The organism is Intrasporangium sp. DVR, from assembly GCF_040365325.1.
In the GTDB taxonomy this organism is placed as follows: Bacteria; Actinomycetota; Actinomycetes; order Actinomycetales; family Dermatophilaceae; genus Intrasporangium.
In genome coordinates, this window is record NZ_BAABZW010000024.1 from 140,875 (window position 1) to 155,036 (window position 14,162).

At 71.1% G+C, this 14,162-nt stretch carries 15 protein-coding genes; 8 read left to right on the forward strand and 7 right to left on the reverse strand.

Annotation, left to right across the window (positions count from 1 at the left end; genetic code table 11):
* The first annotated feature begins 155 nt into the window (after positions 1 to 155).
* The 3 genes from gntA (at position 156) to ABWV20_RS17040 (ending at position 2,278) form a co-directional block, all read left to right on the forward strand.
* On the forward strand, positions 156 to 929 hold the full coding sequence (gene gntA / locus ABWV20_RS17030; RefSeq protein ID WP_353357245.1) for a guanitoxin biosynthesis heme-dependent pre-guanitoxin N-hydroxylase GntA: 774 nt from the start codon (positions 156 to 158) through the stop codon (positions 927 to 929).
* Between the two features lie 9 nt (positions 930 to 938).
* Positions 939 to 1,529 (forward strand): DUF1989 domain-containing protein, encoded by a 591-nt coding sequence (locus ABWV20_RS17035; RefSeq protein ID WP_353357247.1) that lies wholly within the window; start codon positions 939 to 941, stop codon positions 1,527 to 1,529.
* A 71-nt stretch (positions 1,530 to 1,600) separates the two neighbouring features.
* Positions 1,601 to 2,278 carry a Crp/Fnr family transcriptional regulator gene (locus ABWV20_RS17040; RefSeq protein ID WP_353357249.1) on the forward strand — a complete coding sequence of 226 codons (678 nt, stop codon included), beginning with the start codon at positions 1,601 to 1,603 and terminating at the stop codon, positions 2,276 to 2,278.
* Between the two features lie 466 nt (positions 2,279 to 2,744).
* On the opposite strand, the gene ABWV20_RS17045 is transcribed toward ABWV20_RS17040, so the two are convergent.
* From ABWV20_RS17045 to sp36, 6 genes are all read right to left on the reverse strand, one after another.
* Complete coding sequence (locus ABWV20_RS17045) at positions 2,745 to 3,920, reverse strand: hemerythrin domain-containing protein (protein WP_353357251.1); 1,176 nt, start codon at positions 3,918 to 3,920, stop codon at positions 2,745 to 2,747.
* Positions 3,921 to 3,960: 40 nt separating this feature from the next.
* The gene (locus tag ABWV20_RS17050; protein WP_353357253.1) at positions 3,961 to 4,287 is read right to left on the reverse strand and encodes a DUF1360 domain-containing protein; all 327 of its coding nucleotides are present in this window, start codon (positions 4,285 to 4,287) and stop codon (positions 3,961 to 3,963) included.
* Between the two features lie 81 nt (positions 4,288 to 4,368).
* A complete protein-coding gene (locus ABWV20_RS17055; RefSeq protein WP_353357255.1) occupies positions 4,369 to 5,178 on the reverse strand; it encodes an MBL fold metallo-hydrolase in 810 nt (269 codons plus the stop codon).
* Positions 5,179 to 5,226: 48 nt separating this feature from the next.
* Positions 5,227 to 6,060: an NUDIX hydrolase gene (locus ABWV20_RS17060; RefSeq protein WP_353357257.1), complete on the reverse strand. Its 834-nt coding sequence runs from the start codon at positions 6,058 to 6,060 to the stop codon at positions 5,227 to 5,229.
* 6 nt (positions 6,061 to 6,066) lie between these two features.
* Positions 6,067 to 6,537: a RidA family protein gene (locus tag ABWV20_RS17065; protein WP_353357259.1), complete on the reverse strand. Its 471-nt coding sequence runs from the start codon at positions 6,535 to 6,537 to the stop codon at positions 6,067 to 6,069.
* 4 nt (positions 6,538 to 6,541) lie between these two features.
* Positions 6,542 to 6,697 (reverse strand): Sp36 family protein, encoded by a 156-nt coding sequence (sp36, locus tag ABWV20_RS17070; RefSeq protein WP_272463858.1) that lies wholly within the window; start codon positions 6,695 to 6,697, stop codon positions 6,542 to 6,544.
* 50 nt (positions 6,698 to 6,747) lie between these two features.
* Here sp36 and ABWV20_RS17075 point away from each other — a divergent pair, with 50 nt between their 5' ends.
* From ABWV20_RS17075 to bagB, 4 genes are all read left to right on the forward strand, one after another.
* Positions 6,748 to 7,557 (forward strand): alpha/beta hydrolase family protein, encoded by an 810-nt coding sequence (locus ABWV20_RS17075; protein WP_353357262.1) that lies wholly within the window; start codon positions 6,748 to 6,750, stop codon positions 7,555 to 7,557.
* Between the two features lie 141 nt (positions 7,558 to 7,698).
* Positions 7,699 to 8,619 (forward strand): putative endonuclease domain-containing protein, encoded by a 921-nt coding sequence (locus ABWV20_RS17080; protein ID WP_353357264.1) that lies wholly within the window; start codon positions 7,699 to 7,701, stop codon positions 8,617 to 8,619.
* 81 nt (positions 8,620 to 8,700) lie between these two features.
* Positions 8,701 to 9,819, forward strand: coding sequence for an ArsA family ATPase (locus ABWV20_RS17085; RefSeq protein WP_353357266.1), 1,119 nt, complete (start codon positions 8,701 to 8,703; stop codon positions 9,817 to 9,819).
* Positions 9,816 to 11,024, forward strand: coding sequence for an ArsA family ATPase (bagB, locus tag ABWV20_RS17090; protein ID WP_353357268.1), 1,209 nt, complete (start codon positions 9,816 to 9,818; stop codon positions 11,022 to 11,024). Before ABWV20_RS17085 ends, bagB begins: the two co-directional genes overlap by 4 nt.
* Before the next feature lie 96 nt (positions 11,025 to 11,120).
* Here the strand turns inward: bagB and ABWV20_RS17095 are convergent, their stop codons facing one another.
* Positions 11,121 to 11,426 (reverse strand): WhiB family transcriptional regulator, encoded by a 306-nt coding sequence (locus ABWV20_RS17095; protein ID WP_353357270.1) that lies wholly within the window; start codon positions 11,424 to 11,426, stop codon positions 11,121 to 11,123.
* A 256-nt stretch (positions 11,427 to 11,682) separates the two neighbouring features.
* On the opposite strand from ABWV20_RS17095, the gene ABWV20_RS17100 reads away from it, so the two are divergent.
* Positions 11,683 to 14,097, forward strand: coding sequence for a transglycosylase domain-containing protein (locus tag ABWV20_RS17100; protein WP_353357272.1), 2,415 nt, complete (start codon positions 11,683 to 11,685; stop codon positions 14,095 to 14,097).
* Positions 14,098 to 14,162: the final 65 nt, after the last annotated feature.

Sequence of the window (14,162 nt, forward strand, 5' to 3'; positions counted from 1 at the left end):
CGGTCACGAGGGCACGGGCAGACACAGACGACACTGTATGCCGCTGGGCTCGCTCCCGCGCACAGCCTTCCACGGGCGCCCTGCCGCCGCGTGCCGCCCCCGCGACCTGTGGGTACGTCACTGGTGTCGCACGCGGGTGGAGAAGAGGTGGCGCCGTGGCTGTGGAGGCCCAATCAGAGGGGACGGCCGAGCCGGCAGCACTCGAGCGTGTCCTCGACCTGATGGCGGACGAGCACCTCGGGACGGCGCCCGAGGACGAGATCTGCCGGGCGATGGAGCTCATGGTGATGCACGTCGACTTCCCCTGCCTCGGGGCGAAGTCCGTCTTCCGCAGGGAGTCGGTGACGCATCTGGTCCTCGACGACATGGATGACCCGAGCACCCCACGGGTCCTTCTCGAGCGGCTCACCGAGTTCGCCGAGCAGACCTCGCAGAGCGACGACTTCCGGTCCTTCATGGTGACCTTCCGCGGACCCGTCCCCGCCGGCGAGGCGGACTTCGAGACCCGGCTCTACCGGATCCTGCAGGGCATGCACGACGCCGACGAGGAGCCCTGGGCCCCGGGCGTCGCCACCGACCCGACCGACCCACACTTCGCGTTCAGCGCCGGCGGCCACGCCTACTTCATCGTCGGCATGCACCCGGCCGCCTCGCGGGTGGCGCGCCGGGCACCTCTGCCGACCCTCGTCTTCAACGCGCACGACCAGTTCGAGCGCCTGCGCGAGGAGGGCAGGTTCGAGGGCATGCGGGAGACGATCCGGCGGCGGGACGAGGAGCTGCAGGGCTCGGTCAACCCGATGGCTGCGGACCACGGTGAGACGTCCGAGGCCCTCCAGTACTCCGGCCGGCGGCACGACCCGGACTGGGAGCCGCCGCTCGAGATCAGCGACGAAGTCGCTCCCGATCTCCGTGAAGAGACCGACGGCTAGGGTGGCGCGATGGAGCTGACGAGACTGGCCCCCCAGACCGGCACCGCCTTCCCCCTGCGCGCCGGCCAACGGCTCACCGTCGTCGACCCCACCGGCGAGCAGGTCAGCGACTTCTTCTGCGTGCTGGCCGACGACCACGACGAGTGGCTGTCTTCCGGGCGCACCATCGACTACGCCAACTCCATCGCCGTCACGACCGGCACCGTGCTCTACAGCAACCGCAGCACCCCCATGGCCACGGTCGTCGAGGACACCTGCGGCCAGCACGACTTCCTCCTCACGCCGTGCAGCCAGCAGACCTTCGACCTGCTCTACCCCGAGCTCGGCGGCGCCTACCACCCGAGCTGCTTCGAGAACCTCGCGACCAACCTCGGCCCGCTCGGCGTCGATCCCGACCGGATCTCGACGACGCTCAACATCTTCATGAACGTCTGGGTCGAGCGGGACGGCCGGCTGCACATCGACCCGCCCACCAGCGTGGCCGGGGACCGCTTCGTCCTGCGCGCCGACGCCGACCTCCTCGTCGGCCTCACGGCCTGCTCCGCCGAGAAGTCCAACAACGGCGTGTGCAAGCCGATCGACTACCTCGTCCACGACTGAGCCGTCCGCCTGACGCGCCCGGCACGCGCGAGCGAGCCCAGCGGCATACGTCTCATGGCAGACTGGCCCCCGTGGACCCAGATGTGGTGAGGCGCGCTCCGCTGTTCAAGGCACTCGATGACGAGGCCGCGGCTGCCCTGCAGTCGCAGATGACCCTGTCCCGCATGGAGCGCGGCGACGTGCTCTTCCATGAAGGCGACCGCGGCGACACCCTCTACGTCATCGCCGAAGGCAAGGTCAAGCTCGGCCGCACCAGCCCCGACGGCCGCGAGAACCTCGTCGCCATCCTCGGCCCCGGCGAGATGTTCGGCGAGCTCAGCCTCTTCGACCCCGGTCCCCGGACGATGACCGCCACCGCAGTCGCCGAGACCCAGTTGCTCGGCCTCGGCAACGACTCGCTCACCGGACTGCTCGCGGGCCGGCCCGAGGTGTCCAAGACCCTCCTGGCCGCCCTCGCCCAGCGCCTGCGCCGCACCAACGCGCACCTCGCCGACCTGGTCTTCACCGACGTCCCCGGTCGCGTGGCCAAGGCACTCATCGACCTGTCCGAGCGGTTCGGCCGGCACGTCGAGGGCGGCATCATGGTCGCGCACGACCTGACGCAGGAGGAGCTGGCCCAGCTCGTCGGCGCCTCCCGCGAGACGGTCAACAAGGCACTCGCCGACTTCCAGTCCCGTGGCTGGCTGCGGCTGGAGGCCCGGGCCGTGCTCCTCCAGGACGTCGAGCGCCTCAAGCGCCGCGCCAAGTAGTCGAAAGAGCACTTCGCGACACGCCCCCGATCGAAAGAGCACTTCGCGACACACCCCCGATCGAAAGAGCAGTTCGCGACACGCCCCCGATCGAAAGAGCAGTTCGCGACGCCCTCAGGTGTTGCGACGAGCGGCGCCCCGGGCGCCGACGCGGTCGGCGGGTACTCCTCCGGCGGCAGCATCGACGGCGCTGAGCAGGTGGGCACCGTGCCCCGCGGGCGAGCACCGCGAACGGCCCGGGCGGCCCGGGGGCATGCGGGGCGGGCCCCGCCGAGCCAGGACCGGGCGTGGACCGGGTGTGGACCGGGGGGCCACTCGACGAGGTCGGCTCGCTCGAGTGGCCCGCCCATCCCCAAGCCCGATGGGGACGGCGGCGCCACTCGACGAGGTCGGCTCACTCGAGTGGCCCGCCCATCCCCAAGCCCGATGGGGACGGCGGGGCCACTCGAGGGGCGCAACCGCCAGCTCAGCCGGTCGCGCGCCCCGTCAGCCGGTCGCGGAGCCGGTCGACCATCCCCAGGCCGGGCCCCGCCAGCTTGTGGAACAGCTCGTTGTTCGGGGCGGAGGGGTGCGGCCGCGTCGGAGCTAGCTTCTTGGCGCTCTCGACCTGACCGGCCAGCTCGACCAGCTCGCTCTCCGGAAGGGCAGCGCGCAGCTGCGGAAAGTGCTTCGTCTCCTCGTCGCTGATGTGGTCGGCGAGCACCGTGTCGAGCCGCCGGAGCAGCTCGTTGAACCGCGGGTCGGAGCCCTCCACGCCCTCGAGCTCCTTCATGAGCTGCTCCAGCTCTCGGTGCTCCTCGACGTCGTGGTTGACCGCCTCCTCGCCGTTCGGGAGGTGCTTGCGCATCGCCGGGTAGACGTACATCTCCTCAGCGACCGCGTGCCGCACCAGCTCCGCGATCGCGGTGTCGGCGAGGTCCCGGCGTTCCCCCGGGTCCTGGGTCGTCCAGATCTCGCCGATGAGGCCCACGACCTCCCGGTGGTCGGCCGTGAGCACATCGACGACGTCCTGCCCCGCCAACGGCGTCGACGACTCGTCCGAGCGGCCGGACATGGCCTTCGCCGCGACGGCCGCTCCCGCGACGGCTGCAGCCCCAGCGGCCACGGCCTTGCCGGACACGCCGGCCTTGCCGCTGTCACCTCTGGACAGCGCGGCGTCCTCGACGCCGGGGGTGCCCATCGCGGCGCCGGCGCCGACCTCGCCCCGCCAGGCACCGGTCTCGGCACTGCGGGACTCGATGAACGACTGGAACCTGTTCAGGTCCGCCTCGGCCTGGCGGTCCACGAGGTTGAGCGCGTCCCCCGCCTTCTCGACGAGTCCCTCGGGCTCGAACTCCAGGTGGAGGGTCACGAGGGTCTGGTTCGGCCCGTTGGGGATGAAGTGCACGGCGCCGGCGTTGGTCGCCCCGCCGATCGCAGCCCAGGCGACCTTCTCGTCCGGGACCTGCTCGAGGATCTCGGCATCCCACTCGCGGCGGACCCCGGCGATCTCGGCGACCCAGTGCAGGGTCCGGTCGTCGATCTGGGTGACCGACTCAACGCCCCCCATGAACTGCGGGAACTCCTCGAACTGCGTCCACTGGTTGTACGCCGTGCGTACCGGCACGTCCACCTCGACGGACTTCTCGACCTTGGTGGTCATCTGCACCCTCCTTCAGACTGGTCTGTCGGTTGCGGAAGCCCTACCCAGCCGGAGCCGGGCGACTCGTCGCGGGTCCCTGGGCCGCTCGCGCCAGCGCCGCCCGCGCGAGCTGGAGCGCATCCGAGGCGGCCGAGACCGCCAGGATGCTCGTCGCCACCCGGGTGAACCTCCGCGCCAGCACCTCGCCGGGCGCGCTCGTGCCCGTGTAACGGACGAGGGGTGCGCGCAGGGCGCTCGTGATCGAGGCCTTGGTCAGGATGCGGCTCAGGCGGTAGGTCGCCACCGACGCCAGGTATCCGGGCAGCGGCCGGTCCTCGTCCCCCGCGTAGGCCTCCACGATGCCGGCGTGCTGATGCTTGGTCGTCACGGGTGAGCTCCTCGGGGCTGGTTGCTCCCTCGCCGTACCCCGGATCCCGGCCGGTAAAGACGACCCGCGGACGCGCCGCCGTCAGTCGCCGAGGCTCGGCTGCTGCCGGAGGTGCTCGAGCTGGGCCTGCACCGACATCTCGGCCGCACCCCAGACGGTGCGGGGCACGTCGGCGTAGACGCGCTCGACCACCTCACGGGCGGTCCGGTCGCCCGCCGCGAGCGCAGCGCGCACCTGGTCGAGCCGCTCGGCCCGGTGCTGGAGGTAGAACGTCGCCGTCGCAGCAGCGTCCGCGACGAAGGGCCCGTGCCCCGGCAGGATGCTCGCCACCTCGCCGGAGTGAGCCATGGTCTCGATCCGCTGAAGGGACTCGAGGTAGGACTCGAGGTGTCCGTCCGGCCAGGCGACCACGGTGGTCCCACGCCCGAGGATGGTGTCTCCGGTGAGCAGGGCGGTGTCGGCCGGCAGGAGGTAGGAGTACGAGTCGCTCGTGTGCCCAGGCGTGGGGACGGCGACGATCTCGAGGCCCCCGATGCGGACCACCTCGCCGGGCGTGACGTCGTCATGACCCCGCCCGAAAGCGCGCACCGGCGCACCGGTCAGCTCGTGGAACCGCGCGGCGGACTCCGCGTGGTCGAGGTGCCCGTGGGTCAGCAACGTCAGGGCCACCCGGCGACCGGTGTCCTCGACCTGGGCGAGCACTCGCGCCAGGTGCCCTTCGTCGAGCGGTCCGGGGTCGATGACGACGGCCTCGGTGGAGCCCGGCTCCGCGACGACCCAGGTGTTGGTCCCGTCGAGCGTCATCGGGGAGGGGTTCGGGCAGAGCACACAGGTCGCCCGCTCGGTCACAGCTCCCCCGGCCCATGCAGGGTCCGCCTCGGCTCCCTTCACACCGCCTCCTCCATCAGGGTCGTCCCCGTCGCCGCCGCCCGTGCCCCCTCAGGCGTCGATCCGCACCGCCGGCCCCTCCGGCGTCTCCACAATCACCGGCATGACGAGCGGGAGGTCATCGCTGTGCCGGACGAACGCGGCAGCGGAGGGCGCGTCTGCGATCTCCTCCACGCACACGACCGTCGGCGGGAGCAGGGAAGCGCGCCCAGCGGCATACTCCTCGAGGAGATCCCGCGGGACGACCCACTCGGCGATCTCAGCCTCGCTCGTCTCGCCGTCGGCGACCTGGTGCCCGGGCATCACCGCGGCGAAGAACCACGTGTCGAACCGCCGCGGCTCGAAGACCGGCGTGAGCCAGTGCGCCTTGGCGACGATGAGGTCGGAGCGCAGCACGAGGCCGCGCTCGACGAGGACCTCGGCGAGGGACAGGTCACGGGACACGAGGCGATCGCGCACCCCGGCCCAGCTCCCGTCGTGCGGGTCGACGAGGGGAGCGCTCGCGGACGGGCCGGCGAGCAGGACCCCGACCTCCTCGAAGACCTCACGGACCGCAGCCGCGACGAACATCTGCGCCTCGGCGGCGGTGCATCCCAGACGCTCGGCCCACTCGTCCGGCGCGGGTCCCGCCCAGGGCAGGGCGGCCTCCGCGTCGCGCGGGTCGACCCCACCGCCGGGGAAGACGTGCATGCTCGGCGCGAACGCCATCTGCGACACCCGCTTGAGCATGAACACCTCGGTGCCCCGGTCGCCGTCGCGGACGAGCATGACGGTGCTCGCCTGGCGGGGGGCGGCCTCCTCCCACCGCTCACCGCGCAGCCAGCGCAGGGCGAGGTCGCCGAGGCCGCGCACCTGCGTCAGGGGGAAGTACCGGGGCGCCGACATCGCAGCTCAGTCGGCGACGGCGACGATGACCTCGACCTCGACCGGCGCGTCGAGCGGCAGCGACGCGACGCCGACCGCGCTCCGGGCATGTGCGCCCCGCTCACCGAACGCCCTGCCGAGCAGCTCGCTGGCGCCGTTGACGACCCCGGGCTGGCCGGTGAAGCCGGGATCGCTCGCGACGAACCCGACGACCTTGACGACCTGGGTCACCCGGTCGAGGTCGCCGACGACGGACTTGATCGCGGCGATCGCGTTGACGGCGCACAGCGCGGCCAGGTCCTTCGCTGCGTCGGCGTCGACGCCACCCTCGGCGCCGACCTTGCCGGTCGCCTGGAGGGATCCGTCGCGCATCGGCAGCTGGCCGGAGGTGAAGACGAGGTTGCCGTTGCGCAACGCGGGCACGTAGGCGGCCACGGGTGGGACGACCTCCGGGACGGTGATGCCGAGCTCGGCCAGGCGCTCTTCGACAGCAGACATGCGCTCAGCCCTTCGGCCGCTTGAAGTAGGCGACGAGGCTGGTGCCGTCGGGGCCGGGCACGACCTGGACGAGCTCCCAGCCGTCGGCGCCGAAGTTGTCGAGGATCTGCTTCGTGTTGTGGATGAGCAGAGGTGCAGTGAGGTACTCCCACGTGGTCATGGGCCTCACCCTACCCAGTGCTGTTCGGGGCGCTCTGGCAGCATGACGCGATGGACCCGCACTCGGAGGACGTCCTGTCCAGAGGGGCCCCACCCCCCGACGACAGGAGGCCGTATGCCGCTGAGCCCGCCCAGGTCTACGACGTGCGGTTCCCGTCCTCCCGCCCTCCCGCCCCCGACTCGAGTGGCCCGGGTGTCCACAGGGGAACCGTCCTGGTCGTGCACGGCGGGTTCTGGCGCGCGGCGTATGACCGGGCGCACGCTGCAGCCCAGGCGGCGGCGCTGGCCGAGGCCGGCTGGCACGTGGCGGTCGGCGAGTACCGCCGTGCCGGGATGCCGGGCGGCGGGTGGCCCGGGACCTTCGACGACATCGCCGCCCTCGTGGCCACGGTCTCGGACGACCCGGACCTGCCCGGGCCGCTCGTGCTCATGGGGCACTCGGCCGGTGGGCACCTCGTCGCCTGGGCCGCGAACCAGCCATGGGCCGACCACCTGGCGGGCGTCGTGGTGCTGGGCGGCTGCGTCGATCTCGGGGCTACCGACGAGATGCACCTGGGCCGGGACGCCGCACGCGACCTCCTCGGCACTCCAGAGTCCGCCCCGGAGGGCTGGCGGGCGGCGGACCCGATGACGGCGCTCCCGCCGCGGGTCCCGGTCCGGCTGGTGCACGGCGAGCTCGACCGCGAGGTGCCGCTCGCGGTCACCGACGCCTATCTCCGCAGGGCCCGCGCCGCCGGAGGCGATGTGACTCTGGACGTCGTTGCAGACGCTGGTCACTACTCCCTCATCGACCCGCTGAGCCACGCCTGGCCGCACGTCCTGGGCGCCCTCTCGACCGTCGCGTCCCCCGGTTTGAGGTAAACACGCCGTGGAGCTCCCGGCGTGTTTACCTCAAACCGCGGAAGAGAGGTCCCTGTCCACATCCCCGGGTGCCTGAGCAGCCCGTCCACAGCACCCATCGCCCGGGCGCAGGGACATCCTCGGCCACTCCATCCTCGGCGGATGGACCAGCTGAGTCGCCGTCGCATCGCCCGGCACCTTGCCGCTGGACACGAAGGAGTCGTGTCCCGGGCCGAGCTGCGCGACGCCGGTGTGACGGACGCAGACATCAGAGCGGAGGTTCGGGCCGAACGCTGGACGGTTCACGGCCACCAGACCGTCGCCACCCATGAGCGAGCACTCTCCGACACCGAGCTTCGCTGGCGAGCCGTCTGGGAGATCGGAGCGCGCGTCGCCTGCCTCGACGGTGTCTCCGCCCTGCAGGCAGGGGGACTGACCGGTTTCCGCGAGAGCACGATCCATGTGTCGGTGGTGCACTCCCACACGGTGAAGAGCCTTGCCGGTGTGCGGGTTCACAAGATCAGTCGCCGTTCGCCGGGCGAGGTCCTGATGGTGGGCCTGCCCCGGACCCGGCCCGCTGTTGCTGCCATCCGGGCGGCACACTGGGCCGTCAGCGACCGACAGGCCGCGCTCCTGCTCATCCTGACCACGCAGCAGGGGCTCTGCACCCCGGGCCACCTGCTCGAGACGTCCACGACCGTCCGGGGGCGCAAGCGGCGCGCCTTCGTCCGTGGCGTCATCAGGGACCTGGCCCTGGGCGTCAGGTCGTTGGGTGAGCTGGACTTCGCGCGGCTGTGCCGGGCGCGCGGCCTTCCGGAGCCGGTCCGGCAGCAGGTCCGCGAGGACGCGCAGGGTCGCGCCTACCTCGACGTGCGCTGGGCCTGCGGGCTGGTCGTCGAGGTCGACGGCGTGCACCACTTCCGGGGTCTGGCCCCGGTCGACGACCAGCTGCGCCAGAACCGCGTGGCCCTGACCGAGGACACCGTTCTGCGCATCCCCAACATCGGCCTGCGGTTGCACGAGGACGAGTTCATGGAGCAGGTCGCGGCAGGACTGGCGATGCGCGGAGCCCTGGCGGTTTGAGGTAAACACGCCGGTGCAGTGCCGGCGCGTTTACCTCAAACCGCGGGCGAAGGGGAGGCATCGGCGCCGTAGAGTGCCGGTGTGACGGATGCGAGCGCGATCGGCGGCCCGGAGTGGCAGCGCGCGCGGCTGCACGTCGTCACCGGCAAGGGCGGCACCGGCAAGACCACGGTCGCCGCCGCACTGGCCATCGCCCTCGCCGCCCGCCCGGGCGCATCCAGCCCGGGCGCACCCAGCCCGGGCGCACCCAGCCCGGGCGCATCCAGCCCGGGCGCATCCAGCCCGGGCGCACCCACCCGGGTCCTCCTCGCCGAGGTCGAGGGCCGCCAGGGGATCAGCCAGACCTTCGACGTGCCGCCACTCGGCACCGACGAGACCCGGATCGCCCGGACACGGGAGGGCGGCGAGATCTTCGGCCTCTCGGTCGACGCCAAGGCGGCGCTGCTCGAGTACCTCCAGCTGTTCTACAAGCTCGGCCGGGCGGGCAAGCTCCTCGAGAGGTTCGGGGCCATCGACTTCGCCACGACCATCGCCCCCGGCGTGCGCGACGTCCTGCTCATCGGCAAGCTCTACGAAGCCAACCGACGCAGGCGGGACGGGCGCCATCGGGGAGCGAGCCCAGCGGCATACGACGCGATCGTCATGGACGCCCCGCCGACGGGACGCATCGGGCGCTTCCTCAGCGTCAACTCCGAGGTCGCCGACCTCGCCCGCGTCGGCCCCATCCACAGCCAGGCCGAGTCGATCACCGAGCTCCTCGAGAGCGAGCAGACCCTCGTGCACATCGTCACCCTCCTCGAGGAGATGCCCGTCCAGGAGACCCTCGAGGCGATCCGCGAGCTGCGGTCGAAGGACCTGCGCGTCGGGCTCGTCGTCGTCAACATGGTCCGCGACCCGCTGCTCGACGAGGTGGCTCTCGAGCAGGCCCGCACCGGCAGGCTGCACAAGCCGTCGATCACCGGCCAGCTCGTCGACGCAGGAGTGAAGGTGACGCCGCAGCTCGTCGACGGGCTGCTCGAGGAGGCCTACGGCCACGCCCACCGCGTCGACCTCGAGAGCGAGCAGCTCGCCCTCCTGCAGGAGACCGGACTTCCCCTGGTGCTCCTGCCCGCGCTCCCGGAGGGCGTTGACTCGGGCTCGGTCCGCGAGCTCGCCGACATCCTCCTGGACGAGCTGGAGGAGGTGGGGCTGAGCCGATGACGCAGACGACAGAGGCCCCCGTCCACACGACCGCGCACGTCCGGGCCGCGCAGGCCGCTCCGCACCTCGACATCGACGCGATGATCGCCGACCGGGGCGTCGAGATCGTCGTGTGCTGCGGCGCCGGCGGGGTGGGCAAGACGACGACCGCCGCGGCCCTGGGACTGCGCGCGGCGGAGGCCGGCCGCCGGGTCGTCGTGCTGACGATCGACCCCGCCCGCCGGCTCGCCCAGGCGCTGGGGCTCAGCGAGCTCGACAACACGCCTCGGCCGGTGAGCGGGATCGACACGTCCGGGGGCGGGAGCCTCGACGCGATGATGCTCGACATGAAGCGGACCTTCGACGAGGTCGTGCTCGCCCACGCCGACCCCGGCAAGGCCGACCAGATCCTCGCCAACCCGTTCTACCAGGCGGTCAGCTCGTCCTTCGCGGGGACGCAGGAGTACATGGCGATGGAGAAGCTCGGCCAGCTCAAGGCGGCCGCCGACTCCACACCGGACGGCTGGGACCTCATCATCGTCGACACCCCGCCGTCACGGTCCGCCCTCGACTTCCTCGACGCGCCGAATCGGCTCGGCAGCTTCCTCGACGGTCGGTTCATCCGGCTGCTCACCGCTCCGGCCAAGGCGAGCGGCCGCGCCGGGGTCAAGGTCTTCGGCTTCGGGATCCAGCTCGTCGGCAGCACGATGACCAAGATCCTCGGCGGGCAGTTCCTCAGCGACGTGCAGACGTTCGTCGCGGCGCTCGACACGATGTTCGGCGGCTTCCGTGAGCGCGCCGACCAGACCTACCAGCTGCTGTCGCGCCAGGGCACGTCGTTCCTCGTCGTCGCCGCGCCGGAGCGTGACGCGTTGCGGGAGGCGTCCTTCTTCGTCGACCGGCTCCAAGCCGACGGTATGCCGCTGAGCGGGCTCGTCGTCAACCGCATGGGTCGCGTCTCGGCCGGGGCGATGACGCCCTCCCGCGCACTCGCGGTCGCGGAGGCGCTGGAGGACGGCGGTGGACCGAAGTCGGCCGAGAACGCGGCGGGGCTGCTCCGTCTGCACGCGGCGGTCGTCACCATCGCCCAGCGCCAGCGCGAGCTGGCCGAGCGCTTCTCGCGGTCGCACCCGGACGTGCCGGTCGTGCAGGTGCCGGCCCTCAACCGCGACGTCCACGACCTGGAGAGCCTGAGAGAGGTCGGAAACGCGCTTGCTGGGCCGTGATCCCCGAATCACGACCCAGCAAGTGGTCTTCGTTGCGGTGTTGCCCCGTGGCCGGAAACCCCGGCCAGCCCGGTGAGCGGATGCCCCTCAGATCCCTCAGGCGGACTTGACCTGGGCCTCCATGCCGGCACGCAGCGCGATCTTCCATGACGTGATGTCCGGCCGCTTGCGGAGCAGTGCACGCCGCTCGCGCTCGGTCATCCCGCCCCAGACTCCGAACTCCGTCCGGTTGTCGAGCGCCTCGGCGAGGCACTGCGCGAGCACGGGGCAGGTCTTGCAGACCGCCTTCGCCTCATGCTGCGCCTTGCCCCGGACGAAGAGCGAGTCGGGGTCCTGCCCCGTACACGCCGCCTGGCTGGCCCACTCGTCGAACCACGTTGTCGAAATAGTGGCGACACTCATTCTGTTCTTCCCCTCCCCGCCCGGCGCCTCCCACGACACCGAGTGACCCGGACCGTCCCACCGATCCTGATCGAGCCCCCTTCCGGCCCAAATGAGACATTACGAGCGACCGCGCGAACCGGACATAGGCCGAATGCATCATTTGTGCCGGTGGGTGACTAGTCACCGGCTGACCAGCGCTGATCAGCCGATACGCCCCTCAGACGCCGCACCGGCGGGGCCAGATACCACAGGGGCAGCAGTTACCCTTGGGCGCATGTCGTCCTCCCGCACCACGTCCATCGGCGGCGTCATCAGCCTGCTCGGCGCGTTCCTCGCGGCGGCCCTGGTGCTCGGCCTCCTCGCGGCCGGGCTCTTCATGCCCGCAGTGGGAGCCACCGGCGCCATCGCCCGCAGCGGGGTCGACATCTTCAACGAGCTGCCCGGGGAGTTCAAGACCGACCCGCTGAGCCAGCAGTCGCGCATCCTCGCCGCGGACGGCAGGGTCATCGCGACGCCGGCCGAGCAGAACCGCATCATCGTCCCGCTGAAGAACGTCGCGCCGATCATGCGGGAGGCGCAGGTCGCGATCGAGGACCACCGGTTCTACGAGCACGGCGGCTTCGACCTGCAGGGCGTCATGCGCGCGGCGATCGCCAACATCCGCACCGGGCAGACGACATCCGGCGCCTCGTCGCTGACGCAGCAGTACGTCAAGATCTCGCTCCAGTACTCCGCGCTCAACCAGGGCGACAAGGCCGCGGCGCAGGCAGCGGTCCGCAAGGACTACATGCGCAAGCTCAAGGAGCTGAAGTACGCGATCACCCTCGAGAAGAAGATGACGAAGGACGAGATCCTCCAGGGCTACCTCAACCTCGTCTACTACGGCGACCAGGCCTACGGCGTCGAGGCCGCGTCCCGGCACTACTTCTCCATCCCCGCGAGCAAGCTGAGCCTGTCGCAGGCGGCGCTGCTCGCCGGCCTGACGCAGAACCCCGGAACGACCGACCCGGTCAACTACCCGGAGCGGGCGATCGCGCGACGCAACGTCGTCCTCGACCGCATGCACGAGCTCGGCAAGATCTCCGACAAGGAGTGGACGGCCGCCAAGAAGCGGACCCTGAAGCAGGACCTCAAGGTGACGCAACCGAAGAGCACGTGCCTCGCCTCCCCCTACCCGTACTGGTGCGAGTTCGTCATCAACTACGTCGAGACGATGCCCGAGCTCGGCAAGACGGTCGAGCAGCGCCGGCGCCTGCTGCGCACCGGCGGCATCACGGTGCAGACGACGCTGGACCCCAGGATCCAGAAGATCGTCCAGGAGGAGGTCACCCGCAAGGTCCCGATCGGCGACAAGTCGAAGGTCGGTGCCGCCGCCTACGTGACCGAGCCGGGGACGGGCCGGGTGCTCGCCTTCGCCCAGAACACGAAGTACACGGTCGGCAAGCAGAGCCGGGGTAGGACTGGCATCGCGTGGTCGCTGGACAAGAAGTGGGGAGGGTCGGGCGGCTTCCAGTTCGGCTCCACCGCCAAGGCCTTCTCGCTGCTCACCGCCATGGAGTCGGGGATGAGCACCAAGGCGAGCGTCGATGCCAAGCCCGCCGGCGACAAGCCCTACATCTACAAACCGAGCGAGTTCCCCCAACCGTGCGGCCTCTACGAGGACTGGCCGGTCCGCAACGACACCCCGTGGAAGGGTGGGCGGATGAGCCTCATGGAGGCCACGGCCTTCTCGACCAACACGGCGTTCGTCGCGCTCGCCCAGCAGCTCGGCGGGTGCAAGGTCCGCGACACGATGAACCGGATCGGCCTGCACCAGGCTGACGGGCGTCCCATCGGCAAGATCCCCGCCGAGTACATCCTCGGCGCCGACGAGGTCTCCCCGCAGGGCGTCGCGCACGCCTACGCCACCCTCGCGGCGGATGGCAACAAGTGCTCGATGCTCGTCGTCACCAAGGTCACCCAGGGCTCCAAGACGCTCGCGGCGCCGAAGACCAAGTGCGCCCAGGTGGCCAAGGCCGACTACGTCCGCGGCGCCCACAAGTTCCTCGAGTACAACATGACCAACGGCTCTGGCCGGCGCAACCAGCTCGACGGGCGGGAGTCGGCCGGCAAGACCGGAACCTCCGACAAGAACAACGAGTCGTGGTTCGCCGGCTACACGCCCAACCTCGTGACAGCCGTCTGGGTCGGCACGCCCGACGACGGCAACAAGCGCCTGATGAAGAACGTCAGGGTCGGCGGCGAGTTCTATCCGGTGATGCACGGCGCCTCGATCGCCGCGCCGATCTGGAAGGGCATCATGAACCGCGCCCTCGAGGGTGAGCCGGTCCTGAAGTTCAAGGAGCCCTCGGACAAGGTCCTCAACGGCGACCTCGTCGACATCCCGAGCGTCACCGGCCGGACCGTCGCGGAGGCGACACAGATCCTCGAGCAGGCCGGGTTCACCGTCGACGTCGGCGGCTCGATGGGATCGAGCGTCCCCAAGGGCCTCGTCGCCGGCACGTCACCGTTCGCCCGCGCCCCCAAGGGCTCCGTGGTGACGATCTACACCTCGACCGGGCCGAGCGACCCGAAGCCGGAGCCGGGCACGGGCAAACCGGACCCGAAGCCGACCATCACCGTCGAACCGCCCTCGGACCAGAAGCCGACGAAGCCACCCAAACCGAACTCGACCGCGACCTCGGACTGAGCGAGCGGGCGCGCGCGAGCGAGCCCAGCGGCATACGTCCGCATGACGAAGGCCCCGACACGAGC

Bases quoted from the DNA above. Each gene is read 5' to 3' on its own strand.
- ABWV20_RS17035 (WP_353357247.1), top strand. From the start codon at position 939: ATGGAGCTGACGAGACTGGCCCCCCAGACCGGCACCGCCTTCCCCCTG.
- ABWV20_RS17045 (WP_353357251.1), bottom strand. From the start codon at position 3,920: ATGACCACCAAGGTCGAGAAGTCCGTCGAGGTGGACGTGCCGGTACGC.
- ABWV20_RS17060 (WP_353357257.1), bottom strand. From the start codon at position 6,060: ATGTCGGCGCCCCGGTACTTCCCCCTGACGCAGGTGCGCGGCCTCGGC.
- ABWV20_RS17065 (WP_353357259.1), bottom strand. From the start codon at position 6,537: ATGTCTGCTGTCGAAGAGCGCCTGGCCGAGCTCGGCATCACCGTCCCG.
- sp36 (WP_272463858.1), bottom strand. From the start codon at position 6,697: ATGACCACGTGGGAGTACCTCACTGCACCTCTGCTCATCCACAACACG.
- ABWV20_RS17075 (WP_353357262.1), top strand. From the start codon at position 6,748: ATGGACCCGCACTCGGAGGACGTCCTGTCCAGAGGGGCCCCACCCCCC.
- ABWV20_RS17080 (WP_353357264.1), top strand. From the start codon at position 7,699: ATGGACCAGCTGAGTCGCCGTCGCATCGCCCGGCACCTTGCCGCTGGA.
- bagB (WP_353357268.1), top strand. From the start codon at position 9,816: ATGACGCAGACGACAGAGGCCCCCGTCCACACGACCGCGCACGTCCGG.
- ABWV20_RS17095 (WP_353357270.1), bottom strand. From the start codon at position 11,426: ATGAGTGTCGCCACTATTTCGACAACGTGGTTCGACGAGTGGGCCAGC.
- ABWV20_RS17100 (WP_353357272.1), top strand. From the start codon at position 11,683: ATGTCGTCCTCCCGCACCACGTCCATCGGCGGCGTCATCAGCCTGCTC.